Source organism: Terrisporobacter othiniensis, from assembly GCF_000808015.1.
In the GTDB taxonomy this organism is placed as follows: domain Bacteria; phylum Bacillota; class Clostridia; order Peptostreptococcales; family Peptostreptococcaceae; genus Terrisporobacter; species Terrisporobacter muris.
On record NZ_JWHR01000112.1, the window covers coordinates 1 to 17227 of the forward strand.

The following is a 17227-nucleotide window of genomic DNA, read 5'->3' on the forward strand; positions in this document are numbered from 1 at the left end:
TTTGGAGTAATAATGAATAGAAAGAAAATATAAAGAATAATGCGCAAATATAATATTATTTGTCCAATACGTAAATCTAATCCTTATAAACGTATAGCTAAGGCAACTAAAGAGCATAGGGTTGTTCCAAATAAATTAAATAGAGAATTCAAGCAAAATATACCAGGGAAAGTATTGTTAACAGATATCACGTATATGCCTTATGGCAATGGAAAAATGGCATATTTATCTACGATAAAAGATTCATCAACTAATGAAATATTATCACATTATTTATCAAAAAGTTTAGCTATAGAAATTGCTACTAAAACTATTGATAAATTAGTTGAGTTTAAATCATTTAAACTACATAAAGATGCATTTATTCACTTTGATTAGGGCTCTTAGTATACTAGTCCAATTTTTCAAAAGTTACTTAAAAAGAATAATTTAGAGCAATCGATGTCTAGAAAAGGTAATTGTTGGAATAATGCTCCGCAGGAGTCATTCTTTGGTCATATGAAAGACGAGATTGATTATAAAAGTTGCAATACATTTGAAGAGTTACAGATTTTAGTAGATGACTATATAGATTATTATAATAATTTCAGATACCAATGGAATTTAAAAAAGCTGACTCCTATTCAATTTAGAAATCAGCTTTTGATGATGTCTTAGCCATGTCTTTTTTCTTGTGTCCTTGACAAAGGATCCACTTTATTTAGACTTAGAGTTTTTTCTTATAATCTATTTAAATATTTTATTAAATAATCTATTTTCTTCTACTGCCATAGTTAAATCTACTAATCTACTAGTGTCACCAATTAGTATAACTCCACTTAATCGGTTATTTACAAAGTAGTATTTTTCATAAGTTTGTTTTTTCTCATCTGCAAATTCTACTGTTTTATATTTTTTATTTGGATCTTTTCCATTATCCCCTATGACAAATAGTGAAGTGTCCATACCGTTGAAAGTAAGTCCTGCACTAACTGTTTCATATGTTACAGAATCTCCTGCCGCATTTGCTCCTGCAACTTTCCCCATTTCTACAGCTTGTGGCCAAATAGCATAATTTATATTTTCAAATTCTGCGCAGTCTCCACACGCATATATATCTGATTTATTAGTTTCCATCTTTTCATTTACAACTACTGCTTTATTTACATTTATTCCACAAGATGATGCTAAAGATACATTAGCCCTAACACCACAAGAAATCACTACCAAGTCTGCTGATATTATTTCTCCATCACCAAGCTTAACTCCTGTAACACCATCTTCACCTTCAATGCTATCAATTTTAACATTTAATTTTAAGTCTATCCCTGATTCTTTAATTATATCAGCTAAAAAGTCTCCTGACCTTTCATCTAATTGTCTAGGCATTAGACTAGGTGCAAGTTCTAATACAGTTACATTACATTTAGCTTTGCTAAGTTCCCAAGCAGCCTCTAATCCTAGTACTCCTCCACCTATTACTACTGCATTTTTAACACTTGGAAGTATATCATTTATTTTATCAGTATCAGAAATTCTTCTAATTGCTATTACTCCTTCTTTTTCATTCCCAGCAATTGGTGGTATAAATGATTCTGAACCTAATGCATAAATACATTTATCGTATTTAAGCTTCATATCACCATCTAAAGTTACTATTTTTTCTTCAGTATTTATATCTATTACATTTTTATCTAATATATTAGTTATGTTATTTTCCTTGTACCATTCTTCGTTATAAATTGCTAATTGATTAGCATCAAATTTAGCAATCATGCTTTTAGTAAGCATTGGTCTATTATAACTTAATACATTTTCATTTGATATCATAACTATATTACAAGTATTGTTTCTTTCTCTTATAGCTTTTGCAGCATTTATACCAGCAGCACCATTACCAAGAATTAAGAATATCTCATTTGTATCCTTCTTAAAGTTACTTTCTTCCACATTAACTGGTATAAAGTTTTCTCTTCCAACACCACATACTGGGCATATGTCTAAACTAGCATCAAATATTTCTCCACAAACTACACATTTTACTAGCGGAGTTTCTGTTACTTTATTTTTAACTCTTTTATTTTCCTTATTTAATAATATACATCCAAAATTAAACCCATATTCATATGCATCTTTTAAATCCTTTTTACCTGGTTTAAACTTAACTCTAAATCCATCTACAACTTTCATTCTAAGTTGTTTTAATCTTTCTATAATATGAGGTACTCCTTCACCACTCCATCCATAACTACCAAAAGCACTAGCAAGTTTACCTCCATGAGTTCCAGCAAATATCGAAGTTGTTAAATCCCAAATAGGTTTTAATGCTTCTCCCACAATTGTTGGTGTTCCAAATAATAATCCATCTGCAAAACCTATTTCTTCTAAAACTTTAGCTGTATCACTTTCAACTAAATCATAAATTCTAACATCTATTTCTCCACTATCTTTTATACCTTTTTCTATTTCATGTGCTAATTCTTTTGTATATCCATAAGCGCTAACATAAGGTATTATCACTGTTTTTCTTGGATTTGGATTTATAACCGTACACCATTTTTTATAAGTTTCTTTTATTTCATCAATTCTACAATCTATTACTGGTCCATGACCTGTACATATCATATCTATCTTTAAGTCTTTTATTTTACCTAAAGCTTTTAACATATGTGGTTTAAATGGACCTATTATGTTATCAAAGTAATATTTTGTAGCTCTCATATATCCTTCATTATCAGTCAATTTACTTAATACTATATCATCTAAGCAGTAGTGAGAACCAAATGAGTCACATGTGATTAAGGTTTCATCTTCTTCTATGTAAGTATACATAGTATCAGGCCAATGTAAGTGCGGTACTGAAATAAATCTTAAAGTTTTATCTCCAACTTTTAAGATATCGTTATCCTTGACAGTTAAACTATAGAAGTCATGATTAACTATATTCTTTAAGAAGTTTATTGCAACTGTACTTCCTACTACTTTTATATTTGGATTCATATCTATTAATTTTTCCACACTACCTGCATGATCTGGTTCAGTATGATTGACAACAATATAATCAATCTTATTTATATCTACTATTTGTTTTAAACGTTCTAAATAAGATTGGAAAAATTTAGCCTTTGCTGTTTCAAATAATATGACTTTGTCACCAGTTTTTAATACATAAGAATTATAACTAGTCCCAAACTCCGTCTCCATAATAATATCAAAGATCCTTAAATCCTTATCTAGTATTCCTGCCCAATAAAAATCTTTTTTTAATTCCTTATAATCCATAATCTACCTCCACTTATTTGTATATTAAGTATAATAATTTAGTCTAATTTTTATCCCCTATTCAGATGTTAAATTCTGTTATTTTTTTATTATATCTCTACCCTTTATTATAGTATATAAACTCATTTATAGGATAATTGTTAAATTTTATACAAAAAAAATAGGTCCAATTTTGAACCTATTAATATTATCTATGCTTAATCTAATTGTTTTAATTTAAAGTAGATTTTTACATTCATTACAAATTTTATTTTCTACTGAATTTTTTGATCCACAAACTTCACAAAATACATGAGTAAAATCCTTTAGCATATAACCGCAGTCTTGACAAAAATTAACATTGTCGTAATTAATTTCTCCACACTTATTGCAAATTTGAACTTCACTAATATCTTTTCTTACCTCCACCATGCTTACAGCCTCCCCTTTTTTAATTTTCTGACTATCATGCACACTATTTACTTTTATTATAGTACTTTTTTATATAATTAACAATATCGTATATCATATTTATTATTTTTTTGTTATTAGTATGTCATATTTTATTTATATGGCTTTCTTTGGTCAATATATTTTTATATTATATTTAAAATAAATATCAATTTACTTTGTATTTTTTTACAACTATAATTAAATAAGAGTATAAATTAAGGGGGAATAAAAAAATATATGTTAATCATCAATGAAAAGTACATGGAGCAAAATATAACTATCGAAGATGTATTAAGTTCTATAGAAAAAGCATTATTAATACAAGAATCTGGCAAATTTAGTCAACCAGATCGTATCCATTTAGGTGAAGATGAAAATCCATTTTTGTTAATGCCTTGTTTTAAAGAAGACTATTTTTCTACAAAGTTGATAACTGTATATCCTAAAAATAGTGAAATAGGGGAAGCTGTAACACAAGGTGTTACTTTATTAAATGATATTAAGACCGGCAAACCTTTAGCTTTATTAAATGGTACATATTTAACAGCACTAAGAACAGGATGTGTTGGTGGTGTATCTTCAAAATATTTAGCAAAAAAAGATGCTTCATCTATAGCGATAATCGGAGCTGGCGTTCAGTCAGTATTCCAAGTGTTAGCTACATGTGCAGTTAGACCAATAAAAGACGTGTATGTATATAGTAGAACAGAGTCAAAAGTAAACTCTTTCATAGAGAAGTTACAGCTATTACTTCCTAATGTAAAGTTCCACAGAAGTAATTCTAGTAAAGATGCTATAGAGAAAAGTGACATAATAATATGTGCTACTACCTCAGCTAATCCTGTTATACCTGATGATGCTGATTTATACAAAGGAAAACATATAATCGGAATCGGTTCTTATCAACCTCATACTAGAGAATTTTCTAACGCTGCAATTAAATCTGCTGATCATATTTATACAGATACTTTATTTGCCATAGAAGAAAGTGGGGACTTAGGCATACCAGTTAAAGAAAATTTAATAAAAAAAGAAAATATTCAAACTTTAGGTAAGGTTATTCAACTTAATGAATTAGATGATGATTTATTAAATTCTACTACTGTTTTTAAATCTGTTGGCATAGGCTTATTTGATTTATGTGCAGCTGAAGCCATATATAAGCATGCTCTTGAAAATGGTGGTTCTATAGATATAAATTTATAAACAATAAAAAGTAGAGAAATTAATTTCTCTACTTTTTATTGTTTCTTAACTATAAGAGCCACATTTTCAATATGAACACTATGAGGGAACATATCAACTGGCTGTACTTCTAAACATTTGTATCCTCTTTCATCTAGATAATTCAAATCTCTAGCTAAAGTTGATGGATTACAAGAAACGTAAACTACCCTATCAGGTTGCATAGATATAATTGTATCTAGTACTTTTTCATCGCAACCTTTTCTAGGTGGGTCAACAACTACTACGTTAGCACGTTTCCCTTGTTTATACATCTTTGGAACAACCTCTTCAGCCTTTCCAACATAGAATTCCACATTATCTAAATTGTTTATATTTGCATTTATCTTTGCATCTTTTATTGCTTCTTCTACAATCTCTATTCCATACACTTTTTTAGCTTTTTGCGCTAAAAATAATGAAATAGTTCCGATTCCACAGTATATATCAAATACTGTATCATTTTCTCCTAAATTAGCATATTCTAATGCTTTATTATATAGTACTTCTGTTTGTACAGGATTAACTTGGAAGAATGATAAAGGTGATATTTCAAATACTAAATCTCCTATATTATCATTAATCTTTCCATCTCCATAAATCACTCTATTTTCATTTCCTAATATTACATTAGTTTTTTCTCTATTCACGTTAACTACTAACGTTTTAAATCCTGGAATATTTTCTTTTAATACAGATGCTAGTTCATTTAAATATGGTAATTTTCTTCCGTTGGCAACTAATACTACCATAACTTCTTTAGTAGTAAAACCTACCTTTGTTACTAAGTGTCTTAAAACCCCTGTATGAGTTTTTTCATCATATATACTAACTTTATAAGCTCTTATATATGTTTTTATTATTTTTATTATTTTATCATTTACATCATGTTGTATAATACATTGATTTGTAGGTATAATATCATGGCTTTTCTTTTTATAAAAACCAATTACAGGTACTCCATCTACTTTTTGAATAGGAAATTGTGCCTTATTTCTATATCTAAAAGGTTCTTCCATTCCTAAAGCATTATGAATTACCACATCATCAAGTTTTCCAATTCTACTTATAACTTGTTTCACTTCATTAGTTTTTAAATTAAGTTGTTCTTTATAATCTAATTCTTGAATTTGACATCCACCACATTCTTTAAGCTCTTTGCTACATTTTCTCTCAACTCTATATGGTGATGGTTCCAGTATTTCAACTATTTCTCCAACGGCATAATTCTTTTTTGATTTAGTTATCTTAACCTTAATCTTATCTTTTACTAATCCGCCATCTACAAAAACTGTAAATCCTTCGAATTTACCAATTCCAACTCCACCTTGACCTATATCAACTATCTCTACAACGTACATTTTATCCTTTGATAACATAGGTTTTCCTCCGAACAATTAAATTTAGACTTCAAAGACTTATTTTATCAAAAAAATAAGGACTATTAAAGTCCTTATATAAATAAATCTCTATTTTTTAATCCTAAATAAAATTGTGTACATGCTAATACAAGTAAAATTACTCCTCCTATAGAGCCTATGTAGATTAATTTCTCTGCTAAACCTTGTGATAATCCTGATTCTACAATCACTTGTACATATTTATTAAAGTTTTGCATTGCTTGGTATCCATATCGAACCCATGTAATACCTGTCATAAGTCCCATTGGAACTATACTCATGCTCATATAAAATCCATTTATTGATCTTTGCTTACTACCTTTAACTCCAAGTATAATTGGTACTAAAAATAATAGTGGCAACATATATCCATAAAATTGAGGTGTTAAAGCTAAAAATAATGCTGCCGTTAAATAAAATGCTAATAAATAATTTTTTAATACATTTGTTTCACCTTTAAAGTCTCTTAAAGATGCTTTCAAATATCTTATATATACAGGCAGATCATTTTCAACACCTTGAGTATCCCTACCCATTCTCATATCTTTAATTAATTCCTTGCCTTTTCCATTAAGTTGATTATATTGTTTACTAAAATATTCTGGTACTTCTACCTGCTCATATTCAGATCTTAACTTTTCTAAATCAGACAAATATTTTTGTCTTTTTCTTTCTTTTATCCCTTTGAACTTTTTGGTTTCAGTGATTAATTGGTTAATCGTCATAACTACTAATCCTGTACTCATACCTCCACCCCCTTATAATTATGATACTATATAGACAATTCAACTGCTACATTTTAATAATAAAATTTATAAGTTCTTTTATATATATATTCATTATTTATATAAAGAACCCTACAAAATTGTAGGGCTCTTTTTTATTTTAGTTACCTTTCGTTATCAAAATTCTATTTACCATGGTTTACTATCTTACTTAATGCTATTCCAGCACAACTTAATATAATAACCCACACTATTGACATAAAAGCCCAAGCAAATCCTGTCATTATATTCACCATCCTTTAAATTTAATCTATAAGATTAAAATTTTATTAAGCTTCTACTTTATTATTATTTATTTCAGAAGTATATTTAGATTTTATAGATTTATATGTTTGTATAAATCCAACTATTAATATACATACAACTACTGCCCTAGCAAGATTTACCCAAACAACAAATTGTTCATTTCCTGCCATATAAGATGGTATAGCTTTAAAGTTACCAGCTAATGCATAGTCCTTAGTAAATATTGCTAGGAAAACTATTATAGAAATTGGTGTCAAGAATTGATGGAATAATCTAAAGAACCATTTTGGTACCTTCCATAAACCACCTTTATTCATTTCATCTAATGCTGGGTCTTTAACTAACCAAGCTACAACTATAACTTCTATTAATCCAAGAACAATTAACAAGTAGTTACCTATCCAGTTATCAACTTCTGTAAAGTAGAATAAGTTAGCAGTTCCTGTAACTATTGATTCTAATGCTATTGGAGCACCAACTATCAAATATGCTAAGAATATAATAACGGCACCTTTCTTTCTTTGTATTCCCATATCTTCTTCTAGTAATGCAACTAAGTAGTTGTACATTGCTATAGCTGAAGTAAATCCTGCGAAGAATAATAAGAAGAACCAAACAGCTCCGAATATTCTACCACCAGTCATATCAGCAAATACATTTGGCAATGCCATAAATGCAAGCCCTATACTACCTTTTATACCTTCTGGTCCAAGGAATGCATATGAAATAGGTATAACAGAAGTACCAGCAAGTATAACTTCAGCAAATTCATTTAATGATACTGTAGCAACAGAAGCAGCTACTATATCTTCATCTGCTTGTAAATAAGATGCATAGTTACAAATAATCCCCATACCCAAAGATAATGTGAAGAATATTTGTCCTGTTGCAGTTACTACTGAAGCCGAAGTTAATTTACTTAAATCTGGATTCCATACGAAGTTTAATCCATTCATTGCTGACCAATCAGGATTAACTGGAGCACCTAATGTTAAAGCTCTTATAACAAGTATGATACCAAATACATATATTGTTGGCATCATTACTTTAGCCCAAGCTTCTATACCTTCAGATACACCCTTCATTACAGCCCATCCAAGTAAAGCTAAAGAAATTACCCAGAATATCAACATCTTAGGATCAGTTATATATTGAACAAAGAATGTTGAACCATCTACACCTACATAACCACCTGTTAGTGATTGTACTGCGTACCCTAGTGACCAACCTATTATATGAGTATAATAAGAGTTAACTAATAATGTAACTCCAAATGCTATAGCTCCCGCAAGAGCTCCAAGTATAATTGCAGTTTTTGGTTTTACAGCTTTTTTAGCCTGTAAATAAATCATTGGGCCTACTGTACCATGTCCATGCGCTCCACCATAACGACCTATACTCCATTCTATTAACATTACAGGTATACCTATAACGATTAGAGCAAAGAAGTATGGTATCATAAATGCGCCACCACCATTTGTAGCAGCTATATACGGGAATCTCCAGAAATTCCCTAATCCAACAGCATTTCCTGCCATTGCTAAGATAAGACCTATCTTAGAACCCCATTGTTCTCTGTTTTCTGCCATTTGTTACTCCCTCCTTTTTATTTTAAATATTACGGAAAATAAAACCTAAAATAAATATTCAGAATAAAACCCCTTTTGTCTATATTTTCACATTTTTGTAAATTTTCTGACTATTTATCTTATAAAAATAACCACTAGACTTTGTTATTATCTAAGTGGTCATTTTATATAATAGTACCATCCTTTACTAAAACATGCAATAATTCTTTCAAAATTTATTTTTCAGATATTCTTGCCGCTTTAATAAATTGCTAGATGCACTATAGTAAAATATATTAATTATTTTTAATTTTATTCTTATAATACTCTACTTGATCCTCTGTATACAGCACCTCTTGTAGTATCAACTGTTATAAGTTCACCATCTTCAACACTTGATGATATATTTGTAGCAGATACAATAACTGGTTTTCCTAAGTTAATTCCAACTATTGCAGCATGAGAAGTCATTCCGCCATCTTCTGTTATTATGGCAGCAGCTTTTTCTATATAAGGATTCATTTCTTTATCAGTCATACTAGTAACTAATATATCTCCTTCATTGAAATTTTCACAAACTTCTCCACTTTTAACAAAACGTACTTTTCCCTCTACTGTGGTTCTTCCTATACCTATACCTTGACATATTTCTTCACTTACAACATGAACCTTTATTAAATTAGTCGTTCCGCTTACTCCTGTTGGAACACCTGCAGTTATAACAACTAATTCTCCATCATGAATGAAACCTTCATTTTTACTTGCTTCTATTGAATTATCTATAAGATCATCTGTATTTCCTGCCTGTTGGCAGTTTACTGTATAAACTCCCCAGCTTAATGATAATTGTCTACTAGTTTTACTATTAGGAGTTGCAGCTATTATTGGAGTATTTGGTCTAAATTTAGAAACCATTCTAGCTGTATGCCCTGAAGATGTTGATGTAACTATTCCTGAAGCATTTAAACTTTTAGCTGTTGTACACGTTGCATAACTTATTGCATCTGTAACATTAGTATTATTTAAACCTTTGTTTCTTAATATATTATCATAATCTAAAGTTTCTTCTATTCTTTTAGCTATTGTAGCCATTGTTTTAACTGCTTCTACTGGATACTTTCCTGCAGCAGTTTCTCCAGATAACATTATTGCATCTGTTCCATCATATATTGCATTGGCAACGTCAGTTACTTCAGCTCTTGTAGGTCTTGGATTTCTAATCATTGAGTCAAGCATTTGTGTAGCTGTTATAACTGGCTTTCCTAATTCATTACATTTTTTAATCATTTCTTTCTGTACTATTGGCATTTCTTCAGTTGGTATTTCAACTCCTAAATCACCTCTAGCAACCATTAAACCATCAGAAACTTGTAGTATTTCATCTAAGTTATCTACACCTTCTTGGTTTTCTATTTTTGATATTATTTGTATATCTGTAGCATTATTATTTTCTAACACTTCTTTTATTGCAAGAACATCAGATGCTTTTCTAACAAATGAAGCTGCTATAAAATCTATTCCTTGAGTTATCCCGAATTCTATATCTGATATATCTTTAGGAGTTAATGCTGGTAAGTTTATCTTTACACCTGGAACGTTTACGCCTTTGTGATTTTTAACTATACCTGAGTTTTCAACTACACAATGAATTTCATCACCAATAACTTCTTCAACCCTTAGCCCAACTAGACCATCATCTATTAATATTAAATTACCTTTTACAACATCATTAGCTAATCCTTTATAACTAACTGTACAAATTTCTTTAGTTCCCACAATATCAGCCATAGTTATTGTAAATTTGCTTCCTTCTTCAAGAAAAACTTCTGGATCTGCAAAGTTTCCAGTTCTTATTTCTGGACCTTTAGTATCTAATAATATTGCAACTGGCTTCTTAAGTTCTTCTCTAACTTTTTTTACCATATCCATTCTTTCCTTATGTTCTTCATGAGAACCGTGAGAGAAGTTAAATCTACAAACATTAAGACCATTTTCTATTAGTTTAGTTAGGACTTCTTCACTTTGAGAAGCTGGTCCTAAAGTACAAACTATTTTTGTTTTCTTAGCACTCTTAAGCATTATTTATATCCTCCTAAATGTTTTATATAGATAGTATTTGAGCCATTTGATAACTTTTCTTATCAAAATCTCTCTTCATAGATAAAGCTTCGTGTATTTCCATATCTATTATTTTATCGTCTCTTACTCCTACTACTCTAGCAGATTTACCATCTAAAAGTAATTCAACTGCTCTTACTCCCATTCTACTTGCTAATAAACGATCTGCTACTGTTGGACTTCCTCCCCTTTGAACATGTCCTAATATTGTTACTCTAAGATCTACGCCAGTTCTTTCAACTATTTCTTTTCCAATATCATTAGCATTGCCAACACCTTCTGCTAATACTATTATACTGTGTCTTTTACCTCTTTTTTTAGTAGTCTCTAATCTTAAGCAAATATCTTCTATTTTATAATCAACTTCTGGTACTATTATGGTTTCAGCCCCACCAGCTAATCCTGAATATAAAGCTAAATCACCACAATGTCTTCCCATAACTTCAACTATGTTAACTCTTTCATGAGAAGAAGATGTGTCTCTTATCTTACTTATTGCATCTACTATAGTATTAAGTGTTGTATCGAAACCTATTGTATAATCTGTGTAAGCTAAGTCATTATCTATTGTCCCTGGTATACCTATAGCTGGAAAACCTAAATCACTAAGTTTTTGAGCTCCATTGAAAGAACCATCCCCACCTATTACAACTAAACAGTCTATTCCATGTTTCTTAAGAATCTTAACTGCTTTTTGTCTTCCTTCTTCAGTTTTGAATTCTTCACATCTCGATGACTTAAGTATTGTACCACCTCTATGGATAATATCCCCAACTGACGATAAATTCATTTCAACTAAATCAGATTCAATAAGACCCTTATATCCTCTATTAATACCATAAACTTTGCATCCATAGTATATGGCAGATCTAACAACAGCTCTAATAGCTGCATTCATTCCTGGTGCATCCCCACCACTAGTCAATATTCCTATTGTCTTCATAGTACTACCTCCTAATAATCCTAAATCCTTAGAGTTGTAATTTTTACTCCCTAGGTATATATGTTCTAATTAATTTTATAAAAACATTTTCACCTACATATATTGTGTATTATATCACAAATTTTACCTTCTTTTTGTATAAAACACTAATTTATACTAATTTTTAACTTTAACATTTTCTACACCTAATAACTCTTGTAATTTATATTTTAAATCTGAATTTAAGCTTACTTCCATACCTGTCCATTTAAACATTTTTCGAGGATGTTCTGTACATATGTAAACACCTTCATTGCCTCTATGTTGAAGTAATATTTTTTCTATTGAGTTAATAAGTTGCTGATTATCCATACTATCTATTTTTATAAATATGCCTCTTGCCTCAGGCTTTTTATTTTTTGTGTATACATTATTTCGATTGTTAATTTTAAAATTATTAGTATCATTTATATCTCTAATTTCTCTAGCTATAAGTTTTGCACCTTCTTCTTCTTTTATGCTAAGCTTACCTTTAATATAAATAATATTATCCTCATTTAAAATATTATTGTATTGTTTTAAAACTTGAGGAAATACTATGACTTCAATAGTACCATACAAATCTTCCAACTCTAAAAATGCCATAATATCGTTTCTCTTAGTTGTTTGTATTCTCTTATTAACAATCATTCCACCTAAAATAACTTCTTTTTCATCTAAATTTAAATATGCTTCCATATCTTCTTTTAAAGCATTAATTTTTCCATTATCTATAGATGTATTATTTTTTAATTCTTTTTCAAACTCTCCAAGAGGGTGACCACTTACATACATTCCAAGAACTTCTTTTTCTAATGCTAGCCTTTCTCTCTCTTCAAATTCGTTTACTTTAGGCATTGAACTAACTTCTTGCTCAACCTCAACAGTTTCTTCTCCCATTTGAAGTCCATCAAATAGAGATATTTGACCTTTAACATTTTTCTTTCTATCCATAGATACACTTTCTAATAACTTTTCATACCCCATCATTAGGCTGGCTCTATTATCACTAATATTGTCAAAAGCTCCGCATTTAATTAAGCTTTCTAATACTCTTTTATTTAGGTCTTTTGAATCTAATCTTTTTACTAAATCAGCAAAATCTTTAAAATCTCCGTTTGCTTCTCTTTCTTTAATAATATTATTTATCACGTTTATACCCACATTTTTGACTGCTGCTAAACCAAATCTTATATTATGCCCTTCAACAGAGAATTTACCAAAACTTTTATTAATATCTGGTTTTAAAATTTCTATTTCTAATGCACTACATTCTCTTATATATTCAACAACTTTATCTGTATTACCCATTACACTAGTTATTAATGCTGCCATAAATTCAACTGGATAATATGCTTTTAAATATGCTGTTTCATAAGATACAACTCCATATGCCGCTGCATGTGACTTATTAAAAGCATATCTTGCGAAATCAATCATATCATCAAATATTTTATTTGCTATATCTTCTGAGATTCCATTTCTTACACATCCAGTTATTTCTATATTTCCACTTTCATCTTCTTTTCCGTGTATAAAATACTGTCTTTCTTCTTCCATTACATCCATTTTCTTTTTACCCATGGCTCTTCTCACCAAGTCACTACGACCATAGCTATATCCAGCTAAGTCCCTAACAACTTGCATAACCTGTTCTTGATAAACTAAACACCCATAAGTAACTTCCATTATAGGTCTTAAACTTTCATGAATATAAGTAACTTTCTCTGGATTATTTTTATTCTCAATATAAGTAGGTATAGAATCCATAGGACCTGGTCTATATAGAGATATCCCAGCAACTATATCCTCAAAGTTATCTGGCTTAAGCTGCTTCATAAAGTTCCTCATACCAGAACTTTCTAACTGGAATACTCCAAGAGTATTCCCTGAAGAAAGTAACTCATAAACCTTTGGGTCATCATAATCCATTGATGAAAAGTCTATTCTCTTTCCATATTTATGCTCTATTAAGTCAAGTGCATCTCTTATAACTGTAAGAGTTCTAAGTCCTAAGAAATCCATTTTTAGAAGGCCTAATTCTTCTAATGTAGTCATTGTGAACTGAGTACTTATAGATTCTTGGTGTTTATATAAAGGAACATATTCATCTACAGGGTTTTTAGATATAACTACACCTGCAGCATGGGTAGATGCATGACGTAGCATTCCCTCCATTTGCTTAGAAATATCTATTACTTCCTTTGTTTCAGCATCATTTTCATATAGTTCTCTAAGGTTTGGATTCATCTCTAATGCTTTATCGATAGTCATCCCTAGATCAAAAGGAATTTCTTTTGCTATTTTATCAACCTTGTTATAAGGAATATCCAATACTCTACCAACATCTCTTATAGCTGCTTTTGCTTTCATAGTTCCGAAAGTTATAATCTGAGCAACATGATCATCACCATATTTTCTTTTGACATAATCTATAACTTCTTCTCTTCTTTCATAACAAAAATCTATATCTATATCTGGCATAGATACACGTTCTGGATTTAGGAAACGTTCAAATAACAGCGAATATTTTATTGGATCTATATCAGTTATTCTCAAAGTGTATGCAACTATAGAGCCTGCTGCACTACCTCTCCCTGGTCCAACCATTATATTATTTTCTTTTGCATAATTTATAAAATCCCAAGTAATCAAGAAGTATTCTATATATCCCATTTTTGAAATTACATCAATTTCATAATTTAATCTATCTACTGCTTCTTGTGTAGGATTTTTATATCTCTCCTCTAATCCTTTAAAACAAAGTTCTCTTAAGTAACTTTCCGTTGTGTAACCTTCTGGAACATTATATTGTGGTAAATGATAAGTATTAAAATCAAACTCCACATTACATCTTTCTGCGATCTTAACCGTATTGTCTAAAGCATCTATTGCATAAGGGAAAAGTTGCTCCATTTCTTCCCTTGATTTTAGATAAAATTCATCACTACCAAATTTCATTCTACTTGGATCATTTAAAGTTTTACCCATTTGAATACACATAAGTGCATCATGAGTTTTTGCATCCTCTTTATTTACATAGTGGAGATCATTTGTGGCAACAAGTGGTATACCTGTTTCTTTAGACAACTTAACTAACCCTGCATTTACCTCTTTTTGTTCTGGTAAATTATGATCTTGTATTTCTAAATAAAAATTATTTTCTCCAAATATCTCCCTATATAATAAAGCAAATCTTTTGGCTTCTTCATAATTCCTATTTAAAATATTATTTGATACATCACCAGCTAAACAAGCTGATAGTGCTATAATTCCTTCACTATGTTTTCTCAATTCTTCTATATCAACCCTTGGTTTGTAGTAAAACCCTTCGACATAAGAAGTTGAGACTAATTTTATTAAATTTTTATATCCTGTCATATTTTCAGCTAACAAAACTAAATGACCATATTTTTTGTCATAGTTAGGGTCTTTATCTCTTAAACCACGAGATGCAGTATAAACTTCGCATCCTATAACTGGTTTTATTCCTGCTTTTTTAGCCTTTTTGTAAAAATCTATTGCTCCAAACATACACCCGTGGTCTGTTATTGCAATAGCTTTCATATTTAGCTCTTTTGCTCTGCTTATCAATTTATCTAATCTTGAGAATCCATCTAATAAGCTGTATTCCGTATGCACATGAAGATGAATAAAATCTTTATTCATTATCTCACCTCCTAAATTTATAAACTTATTTTATCATATTTATATAATTAAAAAAGAGGCTATATAATATAACCCCCTTAATAATTAGTTTTCATTATTATTTTCACTATCAAATTCTTTATTTCTCAATTCATTAGCTATATCTTCTATTTTTTTCAATCTGTGATTTACACCTGATTTACTAATTGGAGGATTCAATAATTCTCCTAGCTCCTTTAATGTTAAATCTTCATTTTCCACTCTTAATAAAGCAATTTGCTGTAAACTTTCGGGTAATCTACTTATACCCATTTTTTTTTGAATTAATTTTATATTTTCCACTTGTCTTACTGCTGCATTAACTGTCTTAGAAAGATTAGCAGTCTCACAATTTACGATTCGATTTACATCATTTCTCATTTGCTTTAATATTTTTGTATTCTGTAGACTTAAAAGAGCTTGAAAACCACCTATAAGACTTAATAAGTCAGATATTTGTTCACTTTCTTTTAAATATACAACATAAGAATTTTTTCTACATACTATCTTTGAGTTTAAACCTAAAGAGTTAATTAAATTCATTAAAGATTCTGCAAACTCTTCATTGCTAGTAACAAATTCTAAATGGTAATTTTTTTCTGGATCACTTATAGAACCTCCACCTAAAAACGCTCCTCTGATAAAGGCTTTTTTACACTCCTCATCTTCATATACCCAGGATGGAACCGTATGACAAGGTAAAAAATCTTCATCTTTCTCTAAAAGACCTAAAGTTTTCATTAACTCTTCAGAACCCATATCACTTTTAACCGTTAGTACATAGCTATTATTTCTTTTTAACATTTGGTTTTTATTAACTACAATACTCGTATTTATATTAAAATCAGTTTTTAATGCTTTAAAAACTTTTCTAGCTACTGAATTTAGTTCTGTAGAAATTTTCAAGTTAATCTTTTTATATCCAGCAATTTGAATACTACCAGCCAACTTTGCTATTCCTGATAGTTCAGCTTTTTTGCAACATAAGCTTTCTGGTATCACTCTTGCTAATTCATTTTTCGTTTCTGTAGAAAAAGACATATATACCACCTATTATTTTAACTCTTTTTTAATCTTTTTTTTATTTCTTTTAAAGCCACCTTTATAATTTCTTTCTCATCATCATATCTTGCTAGATCAACAACTCTATCTATATGAATAAACTTAGCGTCCACAAATCCTTCTTCCTTTTGTGGTACTGTATCCATGTTCTTAGCATGCATCAAGTACCAAAATACAGTTTTATGAACAGCTCTATTTTCGTCCCAATTCTCTTTAAAAGTATAATGTATTTCTCCAAGATATTTTAAGGTTTCGGCTTTTACTCCTGTTTCCTCTGACACTTCTCTTAATGCAGCTTCTTCGTTATTTTCACCTTCTTCTACTTTTCCCTTTGGCAATACCCAGTCACCATTAAACTTTCTCAGTAGAAGAATAGCATTTCCAAATAACACCACCCCACCGGCACTAATTTCTTCTCTCATAGATGTTCACTCCTTAAAACTAACATAATAATAAGGATTTCTACATAAAATTTTAAAATCC

Annotated in this window: 11 protein-coding genes and 1 pseudogene; 2 read left to right on the forward strand and 10 right to left on the reverse strand. The window is 29.9% G+C overall.

Translation table 11 applies throughout. The annotated features are described in order from the left end of the window. Window positions 1–657 (forward strand): annotated as a pseudogene (locus QX51_RS20050) (IS3 family transposase); the annotation flags it as partial. Window positions 658–726: 69 nt separating this feature from the next. Here QX51_RS20050 and QX51_RS13230 read toward each other — a convergent pair. Together QX51_RS13230 and QX51_RS13235 are read right to left on the reverse strand one after the other, a co-directional pair. Continuing rightward, window positions 727–3261: an FAD-dependent oxidoreductase gene (locus QX51_RS13230; RefSeq protein ID WP_039680372.1), complete on the reverse strand. Its 2535-nt coding sequence runs from the start codon at window positions 3259–3261 to the stop codon at window positions 727–729. Between the two features lie 216 nt (window positions 3262–3477). Further along, window positions 3478–3672, reverse strand: coding sequence for a double zinc ribbon domain-containing protein (locus tag QX51_RS13235; RefSeq protein WP_039680373.1), 195 nt, complete (start codon window positions 3670–3672; stop codon window positions 3478–3480). Window positions 3673–3930: 258 nt separating this feature from the next. Here QX51_RS13235 and QX51_RS13240 point away from each other — a divergent pair, with 258 nt between their 5' ends. Beyond that, window positions 3931–4899 carry an ornithine cyclodeaminase family protein gene (locus QX51_RS13240; RefSeq protein ID WP_039680374.1) on the forward strand — a complete coding sequence of 323 codons (969 nt, stop codon included), beginning with the start codon at window positions 3931–3933 and terminating at the stop codon, window positions 4897–4899. Between the two features lie 35 nt (window positions 4900–4934). Here QX51_RS13240 and rlmD read toward each other — a convergent pair whose 3' ends face one another. The 8 genes from rlmD to QX51_RS13280 all read right to left on the reverse strand — a co-directional run bounded on the left by rlmD (window position 4935) and on the right by QX51_RS13280 (window position 17166). After that, on the reverse strand, window positions 4935–6296 hold the full coding sequence (gene rlmD / locus QX51_RS13245; protein WP_039680375.1) for a 23S rRNA (uracil(1939)-C(5))-methyltransferase RlmD: 1362 nt from the start codon (window positions 6294–6296) through the stop codon (window positions 4935–4937). A gap of 74 nt (window positions 6297–6370) precedes the next feature. After that, window positions 6371–7063: an HMG-box domain-containing protein gene (locus QX51_RS13250; RefSeq protein WP_039680376.1), complete on the reverse strand. Its 693-nt coding sequence runs from the start codon at window positions 7061–7063 to the stop codon at window positions 6371–6373. Window positions 7064–7371: 308 nt separating this feature from the next. Continuing rightward, a complete protein-coding gene (locus tag QX51_RS13255; RefSeq protein ID WP_039680377.1) occupies window positions 7372–8937 on the reverse strand; it encodes a sodium:neurotransmitter symporter family protein in 1566 nt (521 codons plus the stop codon). Window positions 8938–9234: 297 nt separating this feature from the next. Further along, window positions 9235–10995, reverse strand: coding sequence for a pyruvate kinase (gene pyk / locus QX51_RS13260; RefSeq protein WP_039680378.1), 1761 nt, complete (start codon window positions 10993–10995; stop codon window positions 9235–9237). Window positions 10996–11017: 22 nt separating this feature from the next. Then, window positions 11018–11977: a 6-phosphofructokinase gene (gene pfkA / locus QX51_RS13265; RefSeq protein WP_039680379.1), complete on the reverse strand. Its 960-nt coding sequence runs from the start codon at window positions 11975–11977 to the stop codon at window positions 11018–11020. A 156-nt stretch (window positions 11978–12133) separates the two neighbouring features. Further along, window positions 12134–15664: a DNA polymerase III subunit alpha gene (locus QX51_RS13270; RefSeq protein ID WP_039680380.1), complete on the reverse strand. Its 3531-nt coding sequence runs from the start codon at window positions 15662–15664 to the stop codon at window positions 12134–12136. An 84-nt stretch (window positions 15665–15748) separates the two neighbouring features. After that, a complete protein-coding gene (whiA, locus tag QX51_RS13275; protein WP_039680381.1) occupies window positions 15749–16723 on the reverse strand; it encodes a DNA-binding protein WhiA in 975 nt (324 codons plus the stop codon). 17 nt (window positions 16724–16740) lie between these two features. After that, window positions 16741–17166, reverse strand: coding sequence for an NUDIX domain-containing protein (locus QX51_RS13280; RefSeq protein ID WP_039680382.1), 426 nt, complete (start codon window positions 17164–17166; stop codon window positions 16741–16743). Between the last annotated feature and the right edge of the window lie 61 nt (window positions 17167–17227).